Source organism: Methylovorus sp. SPW-M1 (assembly GCF_053848825.1).
In genome coordinates this window covers 2,581,644-2,603,689 of the sequence record NZ_CM132626.1, presented here as the reverse complement: position 1 = coordinate 2,603,689, position 22,046 = coordinate 2,581,644, and the positions used below count along the sequence as shown (strand labels likewise).

General features: G+C 52.2%; 12 protein-coding genes and 2 pseudogenes. 7 read left to right on the top strand and 7 right to left on the bottom strand.

What is annotated here, in order from left to right; genetic code table 11:
- Positions 1 to 3 precede the first annotated feature (3 nt).
- A pseudogene (locus ACWWD9_RS12255) lies at positions 4 to 1,185 on the top strand (PepSY-associated TM helix domain-containing protein); the annotation flags it as partial.
- Positions 1,186 to 1,227: 42 nt separating this feature from the next.
- Positions 1,228 to 1,359 (top strand): annotated as a pseudogene (locus ACWWD9_RS12250) (IS3 family transposase); the annotation flags it as partial.
- Positions 1,360 to 1,392: 33 nt separating this feature from the next.
- Here ACWWD9_RS12250 and ACWWD9_RS12245 read toward each other — a convergent pair.
- The 3 genes from ACWWD9_RS12245 to ACWWD9_RS12235 all read right to left on the bottom strand — a co-directional run bounded on the left by ACWWD9_RS12245 (position 1,393) and on the right by ACWWD9_RS12235 (position 6,163).
- Positions 1,393 to 3,579, bottom strand: coding sequence for a CHASE2 domain-containing protein (locus ACWWD9_RS12245; RefSeq protein ID WP_455867179.1), 2,187 nt, complete (start codon positions 3,577 to 3,579; stop codon positions 1,393 to 1,395).
- A 78-nt stretch (positions 3,580 to 3,657) separates the two neighbouring features.
- On the bottom strand, positions 3,658 to 5,295 hold the full coding sequence (locus ACWWD9_RS12240; protein ID WP_455867178.1) for a FecR domain-containing protein: 1,638 nt from the start codon (positions 5,293 to 5,295) through the stop codon (positions 3,658 to 3,660).
- Positions 5,296 to 5,356: 61 nt separating this feature from the next.
- Entirely contained in the window at positions 5,357 to 6,163 is an 807-nt protein-coding gene (locus tag ACWWD9_RS12235) for a response regulator transcription factor (RefSeq protein WP_455867177.1), read from the bottom strand.
- A 213-nt stretch (positions 6,164 to 6,376) separates the two neighbouring features.
- On the opposite strand from ACWWD9_RS12235, the gene ACWWD9_RS12230 reads away from it, so the two are divergent.
- The 3 genes from ACWWD9_RS12230 (at position 6,377) to ACWWD9_RS12220 (ending at position 16,806) form a co-directional block, all read left to right on the top strand.
- The gene (locus ACWWD9_RS12230; protein WP_455867176.1) at positions 6,377 to 11,659 is read left to right on the top strand and encodes an SdrD B-like domain-containing protein; all 5,283 of its coding nucleotides are present in this window, start codon (positions 6,377 to 6,379) and stop codon (positions 11,657 to 11,659) included.
- On the top strand, positions 11,656 to 15,831 hold the full coding sequence (locus tag ACWWD9_RS12225; protein ID WP_455867175.1) for an OmpA family protein: 4,176 nt from the start codon (positions 11,656 to 11,658) through the stop codon (positions 15,829 to 15,831). Before ACWWD9_RS12230 ends, ACWWD9_RS12225 begins: the two co-directional genes overlap by 4 nt.
- Positions 15,832 to 15,942: 111 nt before the next feature.
- Complete coding sequence (locus ACWWD9_RS12220) at positions 15,943 to 16,806, top strand: choice-of-anchor A family protein (RefSeq protein ID WP_455867174.1); 864 nt, start codon at positions 15,943 to 15,945, stop codon at positions 16,804 to 16,806.
- Between the two features lie 161 nt (positions 16,807 to 16,967).
- Here the strand turns inward: ACWWD9_RS12220 and ACWWD9_RS12215 are convergent, their stop codons facing one another.
- The gene (locus ACWWD9_RS12215) at positions 16,968 to 17,651 is read right to left on the bottom strand and encodes an SDR family NAD(P)-dependent oxidoreductase (protein ID WP_455868160.1); all 684 of its coding nucleotides are present in this window, start codon (positions 17,649 to 17,651) and stop codon (positions 16,968 to 16,970) included.
- 183 nt (positions 17,652 to 17,834) lie between these two features.
- Between ACWWD9_RS12215 and ACWWD9_RS12210 the strand changes: the two genes are divergently transcribed.
- Positions 17,835 to 18,197, top strand: a complete 363-nt coding sequence (locus ACWWD9_RS12210) for a VOC family protein (protein WP_455867173.1) — start codon at positions 17,835 to 17,837, stop codon at positions 18,195 to 18,197.
- A 105-nt stretch (positions 18,198 to 18,302) separates the two neighbouring features.
- Here ACWWD9_RS12210 and ACWWD9_RS12205 read toward each other — a convergent pair whose 3' ends face one another.
- The 3 genes from ACWWD9_RS12205 to ACWWD9_RS12195 all read right to left on the bottom strand — a co-directional run bounded on the left by ACWWD9_RS12205 (position 18,303) and on the right by ACWWD9_RS12195 (position 20,564).
- Positions 18,303 to 19,193, bottom strand: a complete 891-nt coding sequence (locus ACWWD9_RS12205) for an oxidoreductase (protein ID WP_455867172.1) — start codon at positions 19,191 to 19,193, stop codon at positions 18,303 to 18,305.
- Positions 19,194 to 19,312: 119 nt separating this feature from the next.
- Positions 19,313 to 20,140 carry an EamA family transporter gene (locus tag ACWWD9_RS12200; protein ID WP_455867171.1) on the bottom strand — a complete coding sequence of 276 codons (828 nt, stop codon included), beginning with the start codon at positions 20,138 to 20,140 and terminating at the stop codon, positions 19,313 to 19,315.
- 115 nt (positions 20,141 to 20,255) lie between these two features.
- A complete protein-coding gene (locus ACWWD9_RS12195; protein ID WP_455867170.1) occupies positions 20,256 to 20,564 on the bottom strand; it encodes an integration host factor subunit beta in 309 nt (102 codons plus the stop codon).
- Positions 20,565 to 20,933: 369 nt separating this feature from the next.
- Between ACWWD9_RS12195 and ACWWD9_RS12190 the strand changes: the two genes are divergently transcribed.
- Positions 20,934 to 21,839 (top strand): SDR family oxidoreductase, encoded by a 906-nt coding sequence (locus tag ACWWD9_RS12190; RefSeq protein ID WP_455867169.1) that lies wholly within the window; start codon positions 20,934 to 20,936, stop codon positions 21,837 to 21,839.
- The last annotated feature ends 207 nt before the right edge of the window (positions 21,840 to 22,046 follow it).

The window sequence follows — 22,046 nt, the reverse complement described above, 5'->3', positions numbered from 1 at the left end:
AAGATGAAGCCTGATATTGAAAAAAAACAAAAGCTCCGGCCAATTTTTGTCAGGCTTCATCGCTACGTCGGCTTAACTATAGCGTTATTTCTTATCGTGTCTGGATTAAGTGGCAGTGTCATCGCTTTTGATCACGAACTGGATTCTTGGCTAAACCCAGACTTATTCAATGTCGTCGAGCAATCAACACCCACACTGTCACTTGACGAACTGGCTGCTCATGTTAGAAACGGGTATCCAGAGGCAGTTATCTCCACAATAGCTATAAAACGGGATATAAACGAGAGCATCAGGGTGGATGTTAAAGCAGAATCAAACGCCGTCCTTGAGGTTTACGTCAATCCATTTACAGGGCAAATACTCGGCTCAAGAGAGCGAGGTTTGTTTTCATTGGATAGAAAATACTTTGTGCCAATGATGTTTCGATTGCACTCCAATCTATATTTACCTGATCGTTGGGGTTTCTGGCTATTAGGCAGCATTGCTCTAATTTGGATGGTGGATTGTTTCGTCGGACTCTACTTAACGTTACCCCCTGCGATAAAGTCTTCAAGGCCCTTAGCTTCTGACGACTATCCTCATAAGTCGTGGATTATGCGGTGGCGGCCATCATGGGGCATTAAACGAAATGCTAGTCGGCACAGATTCAATTTTGATTTACATAGGGCCAGCGGATTGTGGTTTTTTCCAATATTTTTCATATTGGCTATGAGTGGGGTCTCTTTTAATCTGAATGCTGAAATATTTAGGCCGATAGTTAGTTTTTTTGGAGACATGACTCCAGATCCTCGCAAAGCTTTACCTAAAGTTAATAGTGTTTCAAACCCTGGGTTGGATTTTTCTCAGGCGGTTGCTTATGCAAGCGATCTCTTGCCTGCACCGGCGAAGAAGATGGAAGTTTCATTCGTGATGTACATGCCTGCACTTCATGTCTACAGAGTAGCGTTTGAGGAAAGAGGGCATAGGGTGAAGCCATTTGCAGTGAAGGCTGAGCAAATTTTTATTGACGCCGACACGGGCATCTTAAAAGGGCGCAGAGGCTATGAGAGTGGTACGTGTGCAGATCGATTCTTAGCTTTGCAGTTCCCGATGCATAGTGGTCAAGTTTTAGGGCTGCCAGGACGTGTATTGATAAGTATCGTTGGCGTAGTTACTGTTATTTTATCGGTGACTGGACTTGTGTTGTGGGTTAGAAAAAGCCAGCCACAAAAAATCCGAAACAATCTCAGCCATAGCATTTATCCCCGGATCAAGCGATTCAGCGCCCCTGAAGACGAACTACAGCATTCTTCCAACCAGCAAGCAGAAATCCGTCGCCTTAAGGCGGAACTGCGCCGCGTCAATGATGAGCGAGACATCCAAAACAGAACGGAGTAAGTCCCATGAAGGGTATCAGATACGAGGTGATGGGGTTAAACTTGACATAGGAATTTCCAGATTAAAGATTGAACCCTGATTAGACGAAGTTTTCACCCAGACTCTGCCTTTGTGTCTAGTTGCCACTGCTTTCACGAATGCTAGTCCCAACCCTTTACCTTGCGGCATAGAATTCATTTTGTTGCGGATACGTCCAAAAACCTTGAATAACTGTCCGAGGTTTTCTTCAGCGATACCCGATCCCATATCCTGAATTGAGAAGCATACGGTATTATCTGAAACATCAATCCCACATATCACGGTGCACCTCGGCGGACTATATTTGATCGCATTGTTAATCAGATTTACCAGTGCCCGCTTCAACAGGATGGGGTCAGCCCATATTGGCACGCTTGGTGGGTAATTCAGCACAAGCTCAACATCTGCTTTCCTGGCAAGCCCCCACATATCCTGGCTGGCTTGCTCCAGCACATCGACTCCATTGATCAGTTCAAAATGGTATTCCCCCGCTTCCGCTCTTGAAACATCCAGGATGCCGTCAGCAAGAGATAGGGCCTCTTCAGCCAAGGACTCAATTTGGGATAGATTTTGGTCGCCTGCTTCCAGCTTGCGTAGTTCCAGAAGTGAAATAATGGCCGATAGTGGAGCTCGTATATCATGGGCTACAAAGCGGAATGTTTCCTCGCGGATTTGCTCAGCCTGCCTCAGTGCTGAAATGTCGATGAGTGTAACAATCCATCCGCTATGTTGCTGACTGAATGCATATATAGGCGTGCAGGCACTCATCAGCCGACGCTGTTTGTGATCGATGGCTTCTCCAGCATATGCATGGGGAACATCGCCATTCAAATGCAAAGGCAGAATGGGTATGTCGGTACCCAGCAGGTATGTATCCAGCAAAAGATCATGCAGGGGCTGACCTGTGAGTGTATGTAGTGGTTTATCAAAATGCTGACTTGAAACCTGATTAGCAATTCTGACAATGCCAGTTTCATCCGCAATCAGTACCGGATAAGGCAGAGCATCCACCGCATCTTTTACAAATCTGTGCAGCGTACGCAACTGCAGGGTGGCACCTTCTAGCGCCGCAATGCGGCGACTTAAAAAGTCCTGCAGCCGTATGGGTGTGTCTAAGGAGGGCAGACCGCTTTGATGTAGGGTATCCAGTTCCTTGATCAGGTAGCGTGTGGCAACTTCCAGACGGTACCAGCTCCAGAATATATATAGTCCCGGCAAGCCCAGCAGCGCAGCCGCAGGGTTAAGCAGTAGCCCCAGGTACGAGACGGCGACCGTGCTCATCACCCACAGCAGGATTCCCAGCAACAAGGTAAACAGGATGGCCTGCCTCGGCCGCATAAAATATGCAGCACACAAGGCAAGCAGGCAGATGCCTGCATTCATGCAGATATTCAACCAGGCAGGGGCGGGTTTGAGGTCCGTCTGTTGCACATATGCGTTCAGGATATTGGCGATTATTTCCACTCCTGACATAAGACGGAAATTGCTGTGGGTGGGCGTGGCATAGAGGTCGGTCATGCCCTCTGCCGTGGCGCCTATGAGAACATATTTGCCACGGAAAACTTCCTGAGAAACCCTGCCTTGCAACACATCCACATAAGATATTTGCGGGAAGGTTCCACCACCACCAGCGAAGGGAATCAATTGTTTTTTTGCAGGTTTTCCCTGCATACGGCCATGAGCGGCCTGATACACTGCTAAAGCAAATGGTGGTGCGGCATTTGGCGAAGCTTTACGTACTGGAATCCGGCGCACGACGCCATCATCATCAATATCAATATTGGCCACTCCCAATCCAGAGGCATTTTTTTGCAATTCGGGGATAGGGCTGACCGTATTGCTCAAGTTACCCTGGACCTGCAGGAACAGCGGCAGAACCACAGGTGGATTTCTTGCAATGGCTGCGGCAAACAGCGAGTCATCGCCCGGGAACTGGCTGTCGCTTTCGGTAAACAGTACATCAAAACCTATGGCCTTGGGCTGGGCCTCACCAATGCGGTTGAGGAGTTCAGCATGCCAGGCTCTTCTCCAGGGCCACCTGCCGAGATTTTCAATGCTAGGGTTATCAATCGCGACAATGATGATCTCGTTATCCGGAGTGCTGTTTGCTGCTGCAATAGCCGAATCCTGGATAACGCGGTTAAGTTTCTGCAGCTGACCATAGGGCGACCACAGGGCGATCAAACCCAGTAATCCGGTAAACAGGATATGAGCTTTAAAGCGCTGCCAATACGAAGTAAGCACTCTGGGTAAGTGGGGCAATTATTTCGACTTGTCGAACCAGGTACGCTCGATTTCAGGCGTATCAGGGGCGCTAACGTCAAACTCCCGAGGCTCGGTTTTTATGCCGGCAAGTCCGTTTTCATCTCTTGCATATAGACGCATAAAGTAATGCCCCGGCGACAGATTTCCAATGTTCAGTAATGGTTCGGGCAGCATGACTTCCTCCGCAAGCTCCAGCGATTCAATTTGCTTGCTCACTTTTGCTGAATAACTAACGCCGTTCTCGGTCACCCAGTAAAGTGAGGAGTGCTCACTGGCAGAAGAGGCTGTCTGAGGAGCAGATATGACTTGAAAGCGGGCGGGCAAACTATATGGGCCGCTCTCACCGCTGGGCTTGCTCGCCTGCATTCTCCAATAGTAAATACCATCTTCTAAAGAGCTTGAGCTGAGTCGACATACCGGAAGTTCAGACTCATCCACCACCAAGGTCTGGAATGCCGGATCAGTTGCCACCTGGATATGATATTGCGATGCGCCATACACGGTGGTGCATGCAAGATCATGATTCTTTTCCAGGATGGCGCCAGGCGCAGGCGCAAGAATGAGTGGTGGAGATGGGTGAGTGTTGATACTCAATGGGCGGTGGGCCTCATAGCCATTTACCCCATCGGCATCTACAGCACGCACACTGACTGCATACTCGCCACCGGGAAGAGCCAGGCGTATATCAGGTTTCTGGGATTCCATATTGACAATAACATCATCAATATTTCCAGAGGTAATTCGGACTTTGTAAGCTGAGGCCTGCTCTGCCGGAGGCCAGGAAATGCGGGTGAAATCAGGGCTTGATCCATCCACCAGCCTATCCAGATCGGGAGGCGCCAGCAGTGGGCGAACTTTACCGACATCGCCGCTGGTGGAGACGATCAGGCCCGATCCTGCCTTTAGCTGAATCTGGCGGGCTTTGGCGTTTGCGCGTCGTGGCGAAATGGCAACGATGCCTTCCGTCACACCGCTCGTACTATAGTTGTTGGCATCCACATCCCAGTCAAAGCGCGTGCCTCTGACAGCTGCGACAGCGCCAGGTGTAATGATCTCGAATGAAGGGGATTGCTGCTTTGATGAATGACTGCGTGGTGTAACGTTGATATCCACATAACCATGCTTGAGTTCCAGAACGCGTATCCAGTTTTTGCCCTGATGCCGCACTTTTTTTATTTCCACCAGAGAACTGGATAACACCCGCACCATGGAGTTATCCGGAAACTGCAGCGAAAGGTAACTATTGTCGCCGGTGCTGACCACAGCTCCTTCCGCCAGCCTATCTCCAATAGCCAGTGTCTGGCTCGCATTATCTTTAACAAGGTGGACTTCGCCCTGCGCAAACGTCACCAGCAGTTGCGGTTCAGGCAGGGGGATGCGCAAGGTCGAGCCCGGCACCAGACGGAAAGGATTTTTGATGCCGTTGAGGGTCTGGATGTCGCGCCATTTTTCTGCCGCCCCGGCATACTGGCTGGCCAGTGTGTACAGATTGTCACCCGCTTGCACCGTATGGATGTGATAGAGCGTATCTTCGGCGGCTTGGGCCACTTGCGGAAGCACCCAGCCGATGGCAAGAAACGGGAGCAGAATGAAATTCGATTTCGATATGTGCAGCTTCAGGCGATAACTGGCCATAGGTGATGAGGTCCGGTTCTATTGGCAAATTAAATGAAAGACGAATCGGAACGAGCAGCCTCTACTCATCTGGAGCTTGTTTCTCCAGTCGGTATCCAAATCCATAAATTGAAGATAAATGATAACCGTTCTCGGCTCTTAATTTCAATTTATTCCGTATGGCCGAAATGTGGGTATCCAGTGAGCGCGAGCTCACATCGGCGGCATTGGTCCCCCAGATTTCTTCCTGCAAATGCTGACGGGAAAACAGTCTCCCTTGATGTTTAAATAAAAATAATGCCAAGGCATATTCACGGTTTTTCAAGGTGAGGGGCTCGCCGTTGAATTCGACCTGGGATGAGCTTGGGGTGAATATGTATTTCCCCCAGATATAACTTGGCGCCTCGGCTACGGGTTGCATGCGGCGAATAAGGGCGCGCATGCGTGCAATCAGCTCGCCTACCCGGATAGGCTTGCACATGAAATCATCCGCCCCGGCAGACAGTCCGCTGATGACATCACGTTCATCCTGCCGATTGGTCACCATCAGAATCGGGATGTGATTTTTTTTGACCTTGCGCACCCACTGGATAACCTCAAGCCCAGATATACCAGGCAACTCCCAATCCACAATCAAAAAGTCAAAGCTTTCCCTTCTGAATGCCCGCATCAGGTCTTCCCCTGTCATGAATGCATGACTGTCGTGTTCGATAGCCTTGATGGATTTTTGAATGAGTTCCAGCTCAATGATGTTGTCGTCTAACACAGCAAACCGCATACCCTGCCTTATCCCTTGGTTGTTACTCGCTGACTGGATTTGAGAAAACGTGATACCGGTCACAATAATAAAGGGCTTAAGCAAAATAAATACCGATGCAATTGTTAACAATTGTTAACTCTATATACACCCTCCTTTTAAAAAAAGACATTACGGCAGAGCTTAAGCGGAATTTGGATTCAGCCGCTCTGGTTTTGGATAGTCCTTGATTTATAGGTATTTGCTAGGGAGAGTGGTATGGGGAGGGCAGGACTGAAGAGTGGCGCGTGTGCGCAGAAATCACCTTGTGCATTAGTTATGCGTGGGGTCGCGGCATTCATATTCATGATGCCATTAATAGCGACAGCCGCTGTCGATGTACTGGTATCAACCTTCACTGATACCCCTGACCCTGCGGTACGCGGAGGCGTCGTCACTTACTCCATCGTAGCCAGTAATAATGGCGATGAAGCCGCGACTAACGTCACGATTTCCATTCCTCTTCCTGCCACGGTCGTTTATGAGTCAGGCGCGCTTGCTGGGGGCACTTGCCCGGCGGCAGGCAGCGTCACCTCTGGCAATAATATTGTCTGCTCACTGAGCAGCAATTTGCTTGGCGGCAATAGCGCCAATTTAAGTCTTTTGCTGCGTACCTCGGCATCGACCGGCAGTACGGTGGATGTGCAGGCGACGGTCGCTACCAGTTCTTCTGAAACCAATTCTGGCAACAATACTGCCACGCAAAATACCACCATCAATAACGGCGCCGATCTGCGCCTAACCGCTGGGGCCGGTTCCCCAGATCCTGTTGCGGGGGGAGGCAACATTACCTGGACCTTGAGTGGGGATAATCAGGGGCCGAATAGTGCGCCGGACAGTGCGGTCAGTGTGACGTTGCCTGCATCTCTGACCTTTGTTTCGGGAAGCGGGGCCGGGTTCAGCTGCTCTGCCAATGGGCAGAATGTGACTTGTAATGGGCCTGCGCTGGCCAATGGCGCCAGTTTTTCCGGCCTGAATCTCGTGACCAAAGTGACAGGAGCTGCGTCTGGCAATGCGCAGATTGCTCCCCGCATCAGCTCCTCGGTGGGCGATCCCGATCCCAATAACAACGCCTTGGCGAGCAGTGTTGTCATCAATCCAGGCGCCGATTTGCGCATTACCCAGAATTCGCCTTCTCCATCTCCGGCCAGGTCCAATGAGAACACGACCTTCAGCCTGCAGGCGACGAATCTGGGGCCAAGTGATGCCACTAATGGCGTCACCGTTACTTATCAGTTGCCCGCTGATTTCACCTATGTGTCTGCGGTTCCGATTGGGGCCGGTTGGGGGGCATGCACGGTTGATGCAGGCAATCTTGTCAGCTGCGTGAGTACCGGCAACTTTGCCTCCGCCCGTACCGACAATATTACGATTATCGCCAAGGCGCCCACAGTCACCAGTGTGCAAGCCTATAACGGCATTACGGCCACCATTGCGCACAATGCGGGTAACCCCACGGACCCGGTACTCAGCAATAACAGCGCTAGCGTCAATCTCAATGTGTCTCCGGATGGTGCTGGTCTTTCCATCAACAAAACCCGTAGCCCCAACCCGGTGGCTGAAGGGCAGAACATCACCAGCGTTATTCGTGTGGCCAACCAGGGCCCCACGGCAGCCGCGGCAAACACCATTATCGTCACCGATACCATCAATACCGCCGATGAGACCTTCGTCAGTTTCAGCGGCAGCAACTGGTCATGCACCCCCACGTCTGGTGGCGCCACGCTGGATCCAGCCGCTTCAGTTGTTACCTGTACCTATAGCGGAACGGTGGCTTCCGGCGCCAGCGCCAATCAGCTGAACATCATCACGCAGTCCAAAATCAAGGGTTCGGCTTACACCGCGACCAATAATGCCGGGGTCAGCTGCGCGTCTGGGCAGACCTGCTGGTTCCCAGTGCCGACCATGGGCGCGAGTGTCAGTGTGACGCAGGCAACCAACTCGGTTGACCTGGCGATAAGCAAAACCGTCTCCACTGCTGGCGGAACCAATAGCCGGCTGGAATTCAATGAATCCACCATGACTTACCTGTTGACCGTGCGCAATTTGAGTGCAACGGTGGATGCGCAGGATATCGTGGTGCGCGATCCGATTCCTGGCTATCGCAGCGATACGCCTACGCCAGTTGTCACCGTCACGCCTGCTTACACGAATGGCTCTAGCGCTACGTTCAACTGCGCGGTGGATGCCTCAGGCGTGATGGAATGTACCCAGTCCGCGGGTATTCTGCGCAATGGCGATACCGTCAGCTTTTCCATTCCCGTATCCCGCAACCTGAATGCGGGCAGCTTTACCAATACGGCAACGGTGAACTCGACCACGCAAGGCGATACCAACACCGCCAACAATACCGCTTCTGTCGCCATTAATATCGACCCCATTGCCGATGTGCAAATGGTGTCCAAGATACCGACGCCCGCCAATACCGAAGCCGGTACCAATGTCACTTACATCCTGACCTTCCGCAATAACGGGCCTTCACCAGCCGCCGCCGTGACAGTGACAGACACATTCACTGTCGCCGCGAGCGACCCTGGGTTTACCGTGGTTTCCATCACGCCTCAAGGCTGGACATCGGGCAGCCCCAGCTGCAGTGGCTTGACCGTGGGCCAGAGTTACGGCCCGGGGACTGCGACATTGACATGCGCTGGCGGCAACCTTAATAGCGGGGAACAACGCACTATTACCATGGTGGTGCGACCCAACTGGAAAAGCGGGCAAACGGCAGATACCTGGACGATTCCCAACACCGCCACCATTGCCACCACCACCGCGGAAAATGTTGCCGGGACTGACGGCGGCAATAACAGCCAGTCCGCCACCGTGACCCTACAAGCCGCAGATGTCGATCTGCTGGTGAATAACAAAGACAATGTAGATCCGCTGGGCTATGACACGACGGATGGTGGCAATAATGCTCAGAACGACGTCATCTATACCGTAAACCTGGTTAACAACGGTCCGTCGCTGGCGACCGGTGTGCGCTTTACCTATGCCATTACGCCACCCAGTGGTAAAACCATCCGCTTCCTGGGGGATAGCGCAGCCTTTGGTCCTCCTTCCGGCAGCATTTGCAACAATATCGGCAGCGAAGTTACCGGCCCGGCCACACTGACTATTTCCTGTGTTTACACCGGCAGCGAGAGCCAGCTGGCGAATGCCTCCAGTCGCAACCGTTACCTGAGTGTGCGTCTGCTTTCCTCCCCGGCCACCGGCGGCGATATCCACAACACGGTTGCCACGGTGTTTGCCAATGAGACCGACCGCAACCCAAGCAATAACCAGGAGACTGAATCCACCACGGTGCGCTCGGACATTGCGGTAAACAATTTATCGCTGGGTGGCCGCGTCTTTACCGATATCAATAACGACGGCCTGCAGAATGTCAGTGAACCTGGAATCCCCGGGGTCTCGCTGACCATTGCCGGGACAACCTCGGCGGGTGTCGATATCTGCACCGTGCTGACCAGTTGTACCGTGGTGACTGATTCATCGGGCAATTATGTATTCAGCGGTCTGCCGCCAGCGAATGCGGCGGGTTATACCGTAACGGAAACCCAGCCAGCGGGATTCACCGACGGCAAGGACCAGGTCGGCTCGCTGGGCAATGTTTCGCCTGCCCATGCATCCGGTACGGTTCTGCCAGCAGGAACCGACACCTTTACTGTCCCGCTGACCAGCAGTGCGACCGGCTATAACTTTGGCGAACCACCGGCCGCCAGCGGCAGCGCCAACCTGAGCGGGCACGTGTGGCTGGATTCCGACCATGACCGTGCCATGAGCAGTGGCGCGAGCATTGATGTTCCGCAACAGGGCTGGATAGTTGAATTGTTGCGCAACGGATCCCTGGTCGACAGCCGCACCACCGATCAGACCGGTGCCTACGTGTTTGCAGGCCTGACGCCTGGCAGTGGCTATCAGGTGCGCTTTATCCACCCGACCACGGGTGTCATTTATGGCAATGCGGTTCCCAACGAGAGCGGCGCAAGCTACACCAATGGCAGCGTCAATCCGGCAGCGAATCCGGCTGGCGCCTCCATGACGGATGGCACTTTGAGCGGACTGACGCTGCAAAATGGCGACAATATCCTCGGCCAGAGCTTGCCGCTGGACCCTGCTGGCGTGGTCTATAACAGCGTTACCCGGGCGCCAGTGCCAGGCGCGCAAGTCACCATCAACGGGCCTGCCGGTTTTAATGCCACGCATCTGGTAGGCGGCAATACCACCGTTACTACTGGCGCGGATGGTCGCTACCAGTTCCTGCTGACCTCGACGGCGCCGAATGGAATTTACAGCCTGACGATTACCGCGCCTGCTGGCTTCCAGCCGGGCCTGTCAACGCTGATACCGGTCTGTACGGCTACCTTGGGCGTCAATAACAGCCCGGACCCTGCCCTGATGCAAACGACAAATGCGGCGCCAGCGGCCGGGGCCACATTGCATAATCCGGCGAGCTGCCCGGCCAATTCAGGCGCCATCTCGACGGCAGACCAGGCGACTACGCTTTATTACGCCAGCTTCAATATCACGAATACCCTGGGGCCAAACCGCTCGGCCAATGTGGTTAACAATCACCTGCCGCTGGACCCTATCCTGGCTGGCGCACTGATCGTCAGCAAAACCACCCCGCTGGTCAATGTCGCCAAGGGTGATCTGGTGCCTTATACCGTCACCGTCACCAATGCATTGGCAACGGTTATCCCCGGCATTGATATCGTGGACCGGATTCCTGCCGGCTTTAAATACCGCAGTGGATCGGCCTCGCTGAATGGCAGCTCGCTTGAGCCTATCAGCACCGGCCGCGATCTGACCTGGAAAAACCAGAGCTTTGCCATCGGCGAACGCAAAATCTACAAGCTGATGCTGGTGGTGGGTACCGGTGTGGGTGAAGGTGAGTATGTGAATCAGGCATGGGGGCAGAATGCCGCAGTTGGCACCCTGGTTTCCAATGTGGCCAATGCCACCGTACGGGTGACTCCCGACCCTACCTTTGATTGCTCAGACATCATAGGCAAGGTATTTGACGATAAAAATGCCAATGGCTACCAGGATGAAGGCGAGCCCGGCATTGCCAATGTGCGGGTAGTCACTGTACGCGGTCTGCTGGTCACCACCGATGCCGAAGGCCGGTTCCATGTGGCCTGCGCCGATATTCCTGAAAGCGACCACGGCAGCAATTTCGTCATGAAACTGGATGAGCGCACGCTGCCTTCCGGCTATCGGGTGACCACTGAAAATCCGCGCGATGTCCGGGTGACCCGCGGCAAGATGGCGAAGCTCAACTTTGGCGCGACCATACACCGCGTTATCCGGGTTGATCTCTCCAATGCCGCCTTTGCGGCGTCCTCAACCGACTTGCTTGCAGAGTGGCAGCAATCGCTTGCCCCGCTGGCTGAGCGTTTATCTCAACGACCTTCCATCCTCCGTCTGGCCTATGACCCTGGCGATGGCGATCGCAAATTGGCCAAGCGCAGGCTTGATGCCGTGGCGAATGCCATGCGTGAGCTGTGGAAACAGCGCGCCAAAGCAAACAAGGAGGAGCCGGCGTATCCGCTGGTCATAGAAACTGCGCTGGAGGGTCAGCCATGAGCTACAAACCACATCACATGAAACGCCGCGCCATTGCGGTCACCATCAGCCTGCTGATTCAGCAGGTGCAGGCTGACGAGGTAGTGGCCATGGTGCCTGCGGCCAAACGTCCCACCCCGGATTTTGCGCAGGAAACCGGCAAGCGCGTCGACAATGCGCGGGTTGAGACCTTGGGGCTAACTTCGCCGGTGGAGGTCGAAGGCCCGGTGGCATACCCATTGCCTTCCGGCATTACCAGTAGTGTGCTGGAAGCCATGAAAGCCGCCGCTGCCAATGTGCCAGCGGCAGCGCCTGAAGTGCGCACCGTATTGATAGAAAATCAGGGCGCCGCCCAGTTTGCCTCTGGCAAAGCCGAGCTGACGGCAAATGCATTGGTGGCACTGGATGCGCTGGTGCAGGAGCTGCAAGGCAAACCCGGTGTGCGGATTGATATCGCCGGGCATACCGATAACCAGCGGCTTTCTGCCAATGCGCGTGCCTTGTTCCGCAACAATCAGGGGCTTTCTGAAGCGCGGGCGCTGGCCGTGGCGGCCTATCTTAAAGAGAAGCTCGGGATAGAAAACTCCAGCATCAGCTTGACCGGCTATGGCGAAAGCCAGCCGGTGGCCAGCAACGATACGCCGCAAAACATGGCCATGAACCGGCGCGTTGAAATCCGCATATGGTTTAACCAGACCGTGGAAGCGGCGCGACCGCCAGCGCCGGTGCTGCCGAGAGGAACATGCGAGGCCATCAATGCCAAACGTGCTGCCTTGCCGTTTCGGGTGACGGTGGATGGCGAGCCGGTGGATATTAATGATGCGCCGATTGAGGCAGACCGCCAGCGTTGTACCGATGTTGCCCTGGAGCAATCCGATATACAGGTGCGTTACGACAATCTCTCCACCGTGCCGCAAATGAATGTGTGGGTGACCCCCAACGGCGTGGAGCGAGGGCAGGCAGCCGTCTTCCGGGCTTGGGCAAATTATCTGCCATGGATCAAAAAAGCCGAGATCCGGCTATTCCGTCCAGGGCAGCAGGTGCAGGAAACGCCGTTGGAAATTCTTCCGGTGAACTGGAATGGCACGATCACTTATACAACACCGCTCACCGGTGATGATCAGGTGATGTATCTGCTGCGGGTATACGACGCGCAGGGCCGCTACGACGAAAGCGCGCTGAAGCCGCTGCAACTGCTGAATCGCGCGCCGCTGAATGCTGACCTGCAGCCCGGCAAGGAAGAGCTGATCGGCTATGGGGAAAACAGCCTCAGCCTGCGCAATATTCCGGTCAAAGGTGGCACGGTCACCGTGAATGGCTCGCGCCTCAAGCCCGGCCAGCAAATCGAAGCTTTTGGCTTGAATATCCCCGTCGATTCGACTGGCAAGTTTGCCATGAAGCAGATCATGCCTGGCGGCCCCAATACGGTTGAGGTGAAGCTGATAGAGCCGACTGGCGAATTCAGTACATTCCGGCGCAATCTGAATATTGCCCAGGATGACTGGTTTTACGTGGCCATGGGTGACCTCACCGCAGGCAATAATCGCGTTAGCGGTCCGGCCCAGCTGGTTACCGGCGACAAGCAGCATTACGATGGCTCCACCTATGTAGATGGTCGCGGTGCCTTCTATCTCAAGGGCAAGGTCAAGGGCGAGTACTTGCTTACGGCATCGGCGGATACGCGTGAGCAACCTTTGGGAGACCTATTCAGCAACTTCTCTTCCAAGGATCCGCGCTATCTGTTGCGCAATATCAACCCAGACCTCTATTACCCTGTGTATGGGGATGACAGCACCACGGTGGATGATGCGCCTACCCAGGGCAAGTTTTACGTCAAGCTGGCGCGAGGCGAATCGCATGTCATGTGGGGGAATTTTAAGACCACATGGAACGGCACCGAGTTGTTGCAATACTCGCGTGGACTATATGGCGCCAATGCACGCTATCGCTCTACCGAGACCACGACCTATGGCGAAAAACGCACGCAAGTCGATGGCTTTGCCGCAGACCCTGGCACCCTGGGCGCGCGCGATGAATTCCGGGGCACGGGCGGTTCGCTCTACTATTTGCGTCATCAGCTGCTCACCATGGGTTCTGAGCGCGTGTGGGTAGAAGTCCGCGACCGTGATTCTGGCCTGGTGATCGAGCGCAAGCTGCTGGCTCCGGCGCAGGATTATGAAATCAACTACATTCAAGGCCGCATTACCCTTAACCAGCCGCTCAACTCGACCGGTGGCGCTTCCAGCCTGATCAGCACTTCTTCGCTGAATGGCAATGCGCTTTATCTGGTGACTTCTTACGAATACGTGCCGGGCCTGACCTCGGTAGATAACGTATCCGTCGGCGGGCGGGCCAGCCAGTGGATCAACGATAACTGGCAGGTGGGTGTCAGCGGTTATAAACAAGGGGAAGGATTAAGCGAGCAAAAGCTCAGCGGCCTGGATACCACTATCCGGTATAAACCCGGCACCTTTATCAAGCTGGAAACGGCGCGCTCCGAAGGCGCAGGGGATGGCGCGCAAACCTCGCTGGATGGTGGTTTTGCCTTTAGCGGGTTGATGGCGCCGCGCATGGATGCCAATGCCTACCGCGTTGAAGGTAGTGTTGATCTCGCCGAGATTACCGACAAGAACAAGGGCAAGGTCAGTGCTTATGTGCAGGAGCGGCAACGCGGATTTTCGGCACCGGGGCAGATCGTTTACAACGGCGAGCAGCTGTCACAGCAGGGCTTCAAGGCCAATGTACAGCTGACCGAAACCACTCAACTGGATGCCAAGGGCGATAGTCGCCAGTCGGATAGCCTAGACAGCGTGGCCATGGAAGTTGGAGTGCGGGAAAAACTGAGCCCGCAATGGCAGGTCGGGGTTGCCGTGCGCCAGGATAATCGTAATGTGAATGTACCCAATGCTAGCAGCCTGCTTTCGCAGACGGGTGATAGGACCGATACGCAAGTGCGGCTCGATTACACGCCGGAAAAAGAAGATGGCAAACCCGGCGAAAAAGAAGATTGGGCGGCCTATGGCTATGTGCAGGGCACGGTGGTGCATGACGAGACGCGCGATGCCAACAACCGCGCCGGCCTTGGCATGAGCTGGCAGATGACCGAGCGCATCAAGCTGTTGGCGGAAGGCTCGCAAGGTAATATGGGGCCAGGATTGCGGCTGGGGGCGGATTACCGGCTGTCTGATCGCAGCAATGCCTACACCAACTATATTGTGGAGACTGAGCGTCCTGACAGTTTGTATCGTGGGCGCCAAGGATCTTTTGTAAATGGCTCCAGCTATAAAGTAACAGACGAAATGCGCGTGTTCGGGGAAACGCGCATGACCAATGGCGCCGGTCCGCAAAGCCTTATCAATGCGTTTGGCCTGGATTTTGCGGCCAATGATTACTGGAATTTTGGTGCCAAAGGCGAAATGGGCACGGTGTCTGATCCATTGGCTGGCGATCTCAAGCGAAAAGCGGTCAGCTTCTCGGTGGCCTATAAGCGGGACCGTACAAAATATGCCGGTAATCTTGAGTTCCGCGATGAGGATAGCAACCTGGCTGGTGAACGCAATACCTGGCTGATGCGCAACACCTGGGGTTACCAGTCCACGCCAGAATGGCGCTTGCTGGGCAAGGCAAATGTGTCGGTTTCCAATAATAGCCGCGGTGCTTTTTATGATGGCGACTATCATGAATTGGTGGCCGGGGCTGCCTATCGGCCAGTGCAGAATGATCGCTGGAACACCCTGTTCAAATACACCAATTTTTATAACTTGCCCTCGCCAGGACAACTGGCGCCATCGGGCAGCGTGGCAGATTACGCCCAGCGTAGTCAGGTATTGTCCGTAGACACTATTTACGATGTGAAGCCATGGCTCTCAATCGGGGCCAAATATGCCTTCCGTATTGGTGAGCTGAAAGACAACAAGGTTGATGGCGACTGGTTTTCCAGTCGGGCCGATCTCATGATCTTGCGGGCCGACTGGCATTTTATAAAGGAGTGGGATGCGCTGGTGGAAGTGCGTAACCTGCGCGCGACTGAAGCCAAGGATGCGAAGGCTGGCGCCTTGTTCGCCATCTATCGGCATATGGGGAAAGGCGTCAAGGCGGGCGTCGGCTATAACTTCACCGATTATTCCGATGATTTAACCAACCTTTCGTATCGAAGTCGCGGCTGGTTCGTCAATGTTCTAGGCACGCTCTAAGCTAAGCTTAGATAAGATTTTAAAGATTTTTAACGCAACAAATAAACGGGGAATGGTATGTATAAATTAGTAAACGGGGTTGTGCTAGCAATGAGTATGGTGGGTTTTGCAATGAACGCATCCGCCGCAATTGATCTGGGAACAGCAGGTAAATTCAATGCGTTTGTATTCAATGATTTTTCGAGTAATGCGAGTGATACCGAAGGCGCTGTTGCGGTGGGCGGTAATATGAATGTCACTTCATATAGCGTCAATGCCAACAACAAAGCCTATAACGGTTACGCGCTGGTAGTGGGTGATAATCTTGGATTTACCAATGGCTCCATCAAGCATGGAAACGCTTATGTGGCTGGCACGGCTACCACGGCGGGCCTGGATGTAAATGCGATAGTGAATGGCAGTGCGCCTGTTTCGTTCGCCATTGAAAAAGCCGCGCTATTGGCATTATCGTCGGGCTTGTCGAAATTGAATGCCAACGGTTCCGTGGATTATGCATACGGCGGTGTCACCTTCAAGGGCGATGGCAGTTCCGGCGTGCAGGTATTTAACGTAGCAGGCAACGATCTTTACAACGTTAACTATTCAAACTTCGCGCAACTCTCGGCGGATCAAACCATCATTGTTAATGTATCAGGTACCTTTGCCGGTTTTCAGGGAGGCTCACCCAATGGCTTCAGCAATTACAACGTGCTGTTTAACTTTTATGATGCCACCACGCTGAGCTTCAACAATGTCGGTGTCTATGGCTCTATTCTTGCGCCATTTGCTACCGTGACTGGCGGCGGCGGTCAGATCAATGGCAATGTGATTGTCAGCGCCTGGAATTCCAACATCCAGATCAATGCCAATCATTATTACAAGGGCGCCGATATCGATATCCCTCAGGTATCTGCCGTCCCCGAGCTTGAGCCATATGCCATGTTAATGGCCGGGCTGGGCTTGGCAGGGTTCGTAGCGCGTCGCCGTAAAGCATAAACAGGCATCTAGCCGCGACATTGTTGTGATGTGAATTGATAAAGGGAAATGCTGGCAGCCTGACAAGCCAGGCTTGGCTGCCAGCACCGCCCCCTTGCCCAATCAAAGCTGGACGCTCTGCAAGGCAAGAAGACTTCGCAAGCAAACAAGTATTAAAAAACTTAAAAAGCACCTTTCAACAATCCACCCTCTACGCGCAAGGCTGCGCCGGTGGTTGCAGATGCCAGTGGGCTGGCGATATAGGCCACTAAAGAAGCGACTTCATCAAGGCTGGCAAAGCGCTTGATCAACGATGTTGGCCTCACTTTTTCAAAGAACTCTTTCTCGAATTCCTCAAAGGTCTGGCCGTCTTTTGATAATGCATCGACAAAATCCAACACGCCGCGTGTTCTGGTCGGTCCCGGCAATATGCAGTTAACGGTAATGCCGGTGCCTGCCAAGGTTTCAGCCAAACCTCTTGATACGGCGATCTGAGCGGTCTTGGTCATGCCGTAATGAACCATTTCGGTGGGTATCTGCACAGCGCTTTCACTAGAGATGAAGATAATGCGGCCCCAGTCGGCCTGCTTCATGGCGGGCAGATACATGCGGGACAAGCGTATACCGCTCAGCACTTTCACATCGAAGAAGCGTATCCAGTCGGCATCAGGGATATCCTCAAATTCCTTGGACTCAAAAATACCCAGGTTATTCACCAGGATTTCTACATTGGAATATTGTTTGAATAGTGCATCGGCGGCATCTGCCGTGCTCAAGTCGCCGGCGAAACCAAGGACATCCGTATTGGTGGCGGCTTTGATTTCAGCAATTGCTTTGTCCACCCCTGACTGCGTCCTGCCATTGATGATGACTTTGGCGCCCTCGCTCGCCAGGGCGTTAGCGATGGCATACCCGCTATTGCCAGAAAATGCTTAACCTGACATTCAAGTGGGTGTTTAATAATATCCCTAACTCAAATATTTGGTCGATTAAACTCGTTGGGTTGGGATGGAAGTAGATAATCTCAAACTTATTATGCGGAGGCCGCAATGTTCGATCACATCGGTATTGGTGTCACAAGTCTGGCCGAGAGTAAGGCATTCTATCTTAAAGCGCTTAAGCCGCTTGGGGTTGAAGTCTCAATGGAAGGGCCTTCCAGCGTAGGAATTGGTCGAAACAAGAAGCCTTCTCTGTGGCTTTCTGAGACCAATACCCAGCCGTCTCATATGCATCTTGCTTTTACTGCGGAGAATCGCAGGCAGGTTGACGAGTTCCATGTTGCGGCAATTGCAGCAGGTGGAAAAGACAACGGCCCCCCGGGTTTGCGTCCGCACTATCACGAGAACTATTACGCTGCCTTTGTCATTGGTCCGGACGGCCACAACATTGAGGCGGTATGTCACAACCTCTAACTCCTTGGGCGTGACAGGTGTCCTACTCTCTCTTTATCACTTCCATTCGACTTGCATGAGCGTTTGCCACGATACAAAAATAGCCGATGAGGGACGCAGCGATCTTTAACCAGGACCGTCGCTTGCCGCCGCCAAGAGGGGCACAATTAAATCACTCATGGGTGTAGGAATTCCATGCACTCGACCACGCCGCTGAATGATTCCGTTCCGGCTGTCCCATTCGAGGGGATGATCAGCTTTCCGGTCTGCGAGAATCGAAGTACCTAGGTCCGCAGGAGCATGATGGAATCCATCCATGATTTGTTGCGGCACTTCATCGCCCAGTGCTGCCCCCTCGGCACGAGCTACCTTAAGACACTCTCCTAGATAGGCTAGCGACAGCTCAGTTATGTCTGTTCTGGAAAATATGCCAGCACGGCGACCTGTTAAAACCATTAAACCAGCTACCGCGTTTTGTAATAACTTTCTCCACGCGATTGATGTGAAATCTCCCGAAATTTCAACCGAGCACCATGTACCACGTAATGCTGAGAGCGCTATGTTGGCTGCTGGGATGTCAGGTAAGGTCAGGCGGGCTTTACCACGCAATCGCACTAAGGCACTCGTTTCTCGTTCCGCAGGAAACCACACCACTGAGGGTAGTAATGAACTGCCAGATAAATATGGTGCGAAGAGGGCTTCTTGCTCGACGCCGTTTTGCAGTACGCAGATAACTGTTTGTGGGCTACACAAAGCAGACAGCCATGGTCCAATGGCCTCAATCTGTGTTGTCTTAACTGCGACAAAAACTAGATCGTATGCGCTTGTAATACTAGCTGGATCAGTCACCACAGGGCCAGGAACAACGATATGGTCACTATCAGAAACTAGTTCTAGAAACTCATGTGCCGAGCGTCCGCAAATAGTCGGTGTGCGCCCAATCTCATGAAGTGCCGCAGCTATGGTCGTGCCGATCGCACCTGGACCAATGAGGGCGACGGTTGGGTATTCAAGCATCCTTATCCTTTCATAAATTCACTGGTGCCCTAATTGTTATCCAGAGATCATGAGCCCCACTAAATATATGAAATATTTTCGCCCATGTTTTTTAGGACGAGCTGCAAGTCAGGCCCCCCTCATCCAATGATTATTATGCCTAAGACAATTACGACGCACGCCAGTACTTTTTGCACAGTAAGTGTCTCACCCAGGAAAAAATACCCAATTAATACTACAAACAACACGCTGGTTTCACGTAATGCCGATACTGCGCCCATGGGAGCGACGGACATCGCATAGATAACAATGCCATAAGCTAAAAGAGAGACAAGTCCGCCAATAAAGACGGGAGTGAAGCCTGGACGGACAGTAAATAAGCTTTTCGCGTCGCGCATGCTTATATACATCGAGAGCATTAGGATGCCCCATAAGGCACACATCCACATGGTATATGCCATCGGAGCGCCAGATAACCGTACGCCGATGCCATCAGTCACACTGTAAGCGGCAATGAAACATCCAGTCCCTAATGAATGGGTGACACCAGTGGTTCCAAGTTTTTTTCCATTAAAGCTCAAGGAAATAATGCCACCTGATACCAAGGCAATTCCAAGAAGAGCGCTTGGGCTTATACTCTCACTCGCAAAAAATGAGGCTGCGAGGGCGATAACGATAGGTGAGGAACCTCGTGCAATCGGATAAGTTTGCACGAGCTCGCCTGCTTGATAGCTCCTAATAAGAAAAAGGTTGTAACCAACATGCAGTGCTGCTGAAAGTGCTGCATAGATCCAACTAGCTTTAGCTGGTGGGTTCAAAAAGACAGCGGCTGGAGCACTGGCTATCGCGATTGCGAGGCACATGACCGTCATTGACCAAAGTCTATCGACTCCGTTACGTAGGAGTGCATTCCAGGCTGCATGTAGAAGGGCTGCCAGGAGTAATAGTAGAACGATCTGAGTTGACATGGATGGGAGCTAGGTGCATGAGTCAAACGATATTCATCTGACAACAATCAGGCATTACTGTCGTTCTTGTACAGATTATTAGGGCTGACATAAAGTCTATGGTTGGAAACCAGCCTTACGCGGCCAATTTGATAGCCGGTTCCATTGAGTTATTTACTCGCTGCTTCAACTTAACTCCAGCTTTAAAATGTGGAGCTGCTTTTTCCCCCACATAAACTGATTCCCCAGTTTTAGGATTACGAGCATTGCGAGCAGGCCTGTAATTAACCACAAAGCTGCCAAATCCTCTAATTTCAATCCGATCATGATTACTTAGTGTCCTGGTCATGGCGGCCAAAATCACATTAACTGCCATCTCGGTATCGGCGTGGGAAATTTCTTGAAATTTCGCAGCCAAAATATTTATAAGTTCTGATTTAGTCATATTTTAGTGAGTAATATTAAGCATAAGAACGTGAGTAATATTTTACGTAAAACGTTCTCCCATCATACAGCAGGAATAATACAACCTATTGATATTATTATTCCTTGTCACTCCATCCTGTAGGGATAATGAAGTAAATTTCCCTGGCGACTTGACTAAGCACGATACCAATATATACCATTCACGACGTGAAAAAGGTCTTTCAAATTAACTGCTAAATAAGAACACCAGTGCATACATTCAATGTGCACTTTTCAGTTCTGTATTGAGGCATCGTTTCGTCAAGTCATTCTGTTAGTCGCTATTAAACAGAGTTGGGCTAGCACGAACTTCGCCTCACCACTCTCAATTAGCTTGGAAAGACCAAACATGAGTAATTCATTCAAAACGATCACCGGCTGCTCAGGGCAGCTAGGTCAACTGGCTGTTGATCATCTTCTCGAACAATCACATCATGCACTTCGTGCAACAACAAGAACGCCAGAAAAATTACTGCATCTTCGCGACATTGGCATAGATGTGCGCTTGGCCGATTTTGACCAACCGGCGACACTCCAAACCGCTTTTGAAGGCACGCAGCGTTTGCTGCTTATCAGTACGGATCAGACGAATATTGGCAAAAAGCGTATATCTCAACATAGGAACGCTATTGCAGCCGCTGAAATGGCCGGTGTCAAACACATCATTTATACGTCTTTGCTAAAAGCCGATAACTCACCCTTAGGTATGGTGGCTGAGGATCATGCTGAAACGGAATCTTTTCTCAAAGATAGCAAAATGGGATTTTCGATTCTCAGAAACGCTTTCTATATGGAGATGCTGCTTTGGATACTGCCAGGCGCGATAGCCAGTGGAGAACTGGTATCGGCTGCAGGTGATGGTCGCATTGCTTATATTTCTCGGAATGACTGTGCACATGCAGCCGCATGCTCTTTACTCGCGAATGGCACTGGCCATCATTGCTTAGACATTACTGGTAGGGAGGCGCTAGGATTCGAGGATATTTTGGCAATAACGAATAAAACATTTGGCACAAATATTATATTCAGGCCTGTCTCGCGGCTCGCTCTAATTCAGCATATGACTAACAGAGGAGTGTCGAGCGAGTTTGCCGGCGTATTAGCTCATATCGACAATGCGATATCTCAGGGGGCCATGAATGTAGTAAGTGACGATTTCGAAGGGCTGACCGGAAAACAGCCAGAAGGAATCGATACTTTCTTGCTGGAGCATTATGACGACATTATGAAAGACGCGAAGAAACTAGTTCGTTAATTCGCTACTCTCTGTGGAACAGGAGGTAAGCCTTAATTTAATTATGCTACCTCTTGTAAGGACACTTAAAGTGCCGTAAACAATTCGCACCCCTCATTTAACGCCTTATTTAATTGTTTCATGCTTTGTGAGTACCTATCTTTAGTAATAGTCCATATTAATTTCAAGCGTATCAACCTGTTGCTTAACGGTAAAAAACCGAAGGCG

What these genes read in the sequence shown, in the direction of transcription:
- ACWWD9_RS12240 (WP_455867178.1), bottom strand. Translation starts at nt 5,295, where the DNA reads ATGGCCAGTTATCGCCTGAAGCTGCACATATCGAAATCGAATTTCATT.
- ACWWD9_RS12220 (WP_455867174.1), top strand. Translation starts at nt 15,943, where the DNA reads ATGAACGCATCCGCCGCAATTGATCTGGGAACAGCAGGTAAATTCAAT.
- ACWWD9_RS12190 (WP_455867169.1), top strand. Translation starts at nt 20,934, where the DNA reads ATGAGTAATTCATTCAAAACGATCACCGGCTGCTCAGGGCAGCTAGGT.
- ACWWD9_RS12210 (WP_455867173.1), top strand. Translation starts at nt 17,835, where the DNA reads ATGTTCGATCACATCGGTATTGGTGTCACAAGTCTGGCCGAGAGTAAG.
- ACWWD9_RS12205 (WP_455867172.1), bottom strand. Translation starts at nt 19,193, where the DNA reads ATGCTTGAATACCCAACCGTCGCCCTCATTGGTCCAGGTGCGATCGGC.
- ACWWD9_RS12230 (WP_455867176.1), top strand. Translation starts at nt 6,377, where the DNA reads ATGATGCCATTAATAGCGACAGCCGCTGTCGATGTACTGGTATCAACC.
- ACWWD9_RS12195 (WP_455867170.1), bottom strand. Translation starts at nt 20,564, where the DNA reads ATGACTAAATCAGAACTTATAAATATTTTGGCTGCGAAATTTCAAGAA.
- ACWWD9_RS12225 (WP_455867175.1), top strand. Translation starts at nt 11,656, where the DNA reads ATGAGCTACAAACCACATCACATGAAACGCCGCGCCATTGCGGTCACC.
- ACWWD9_RS12200 (WP_455867171.1), bottom strand. Translation starts at nt 20,140, where the DNA reads ATGTCAACTCAGATCGTTCTACTATTACTCCTGGCAGCCCTTCTACAT.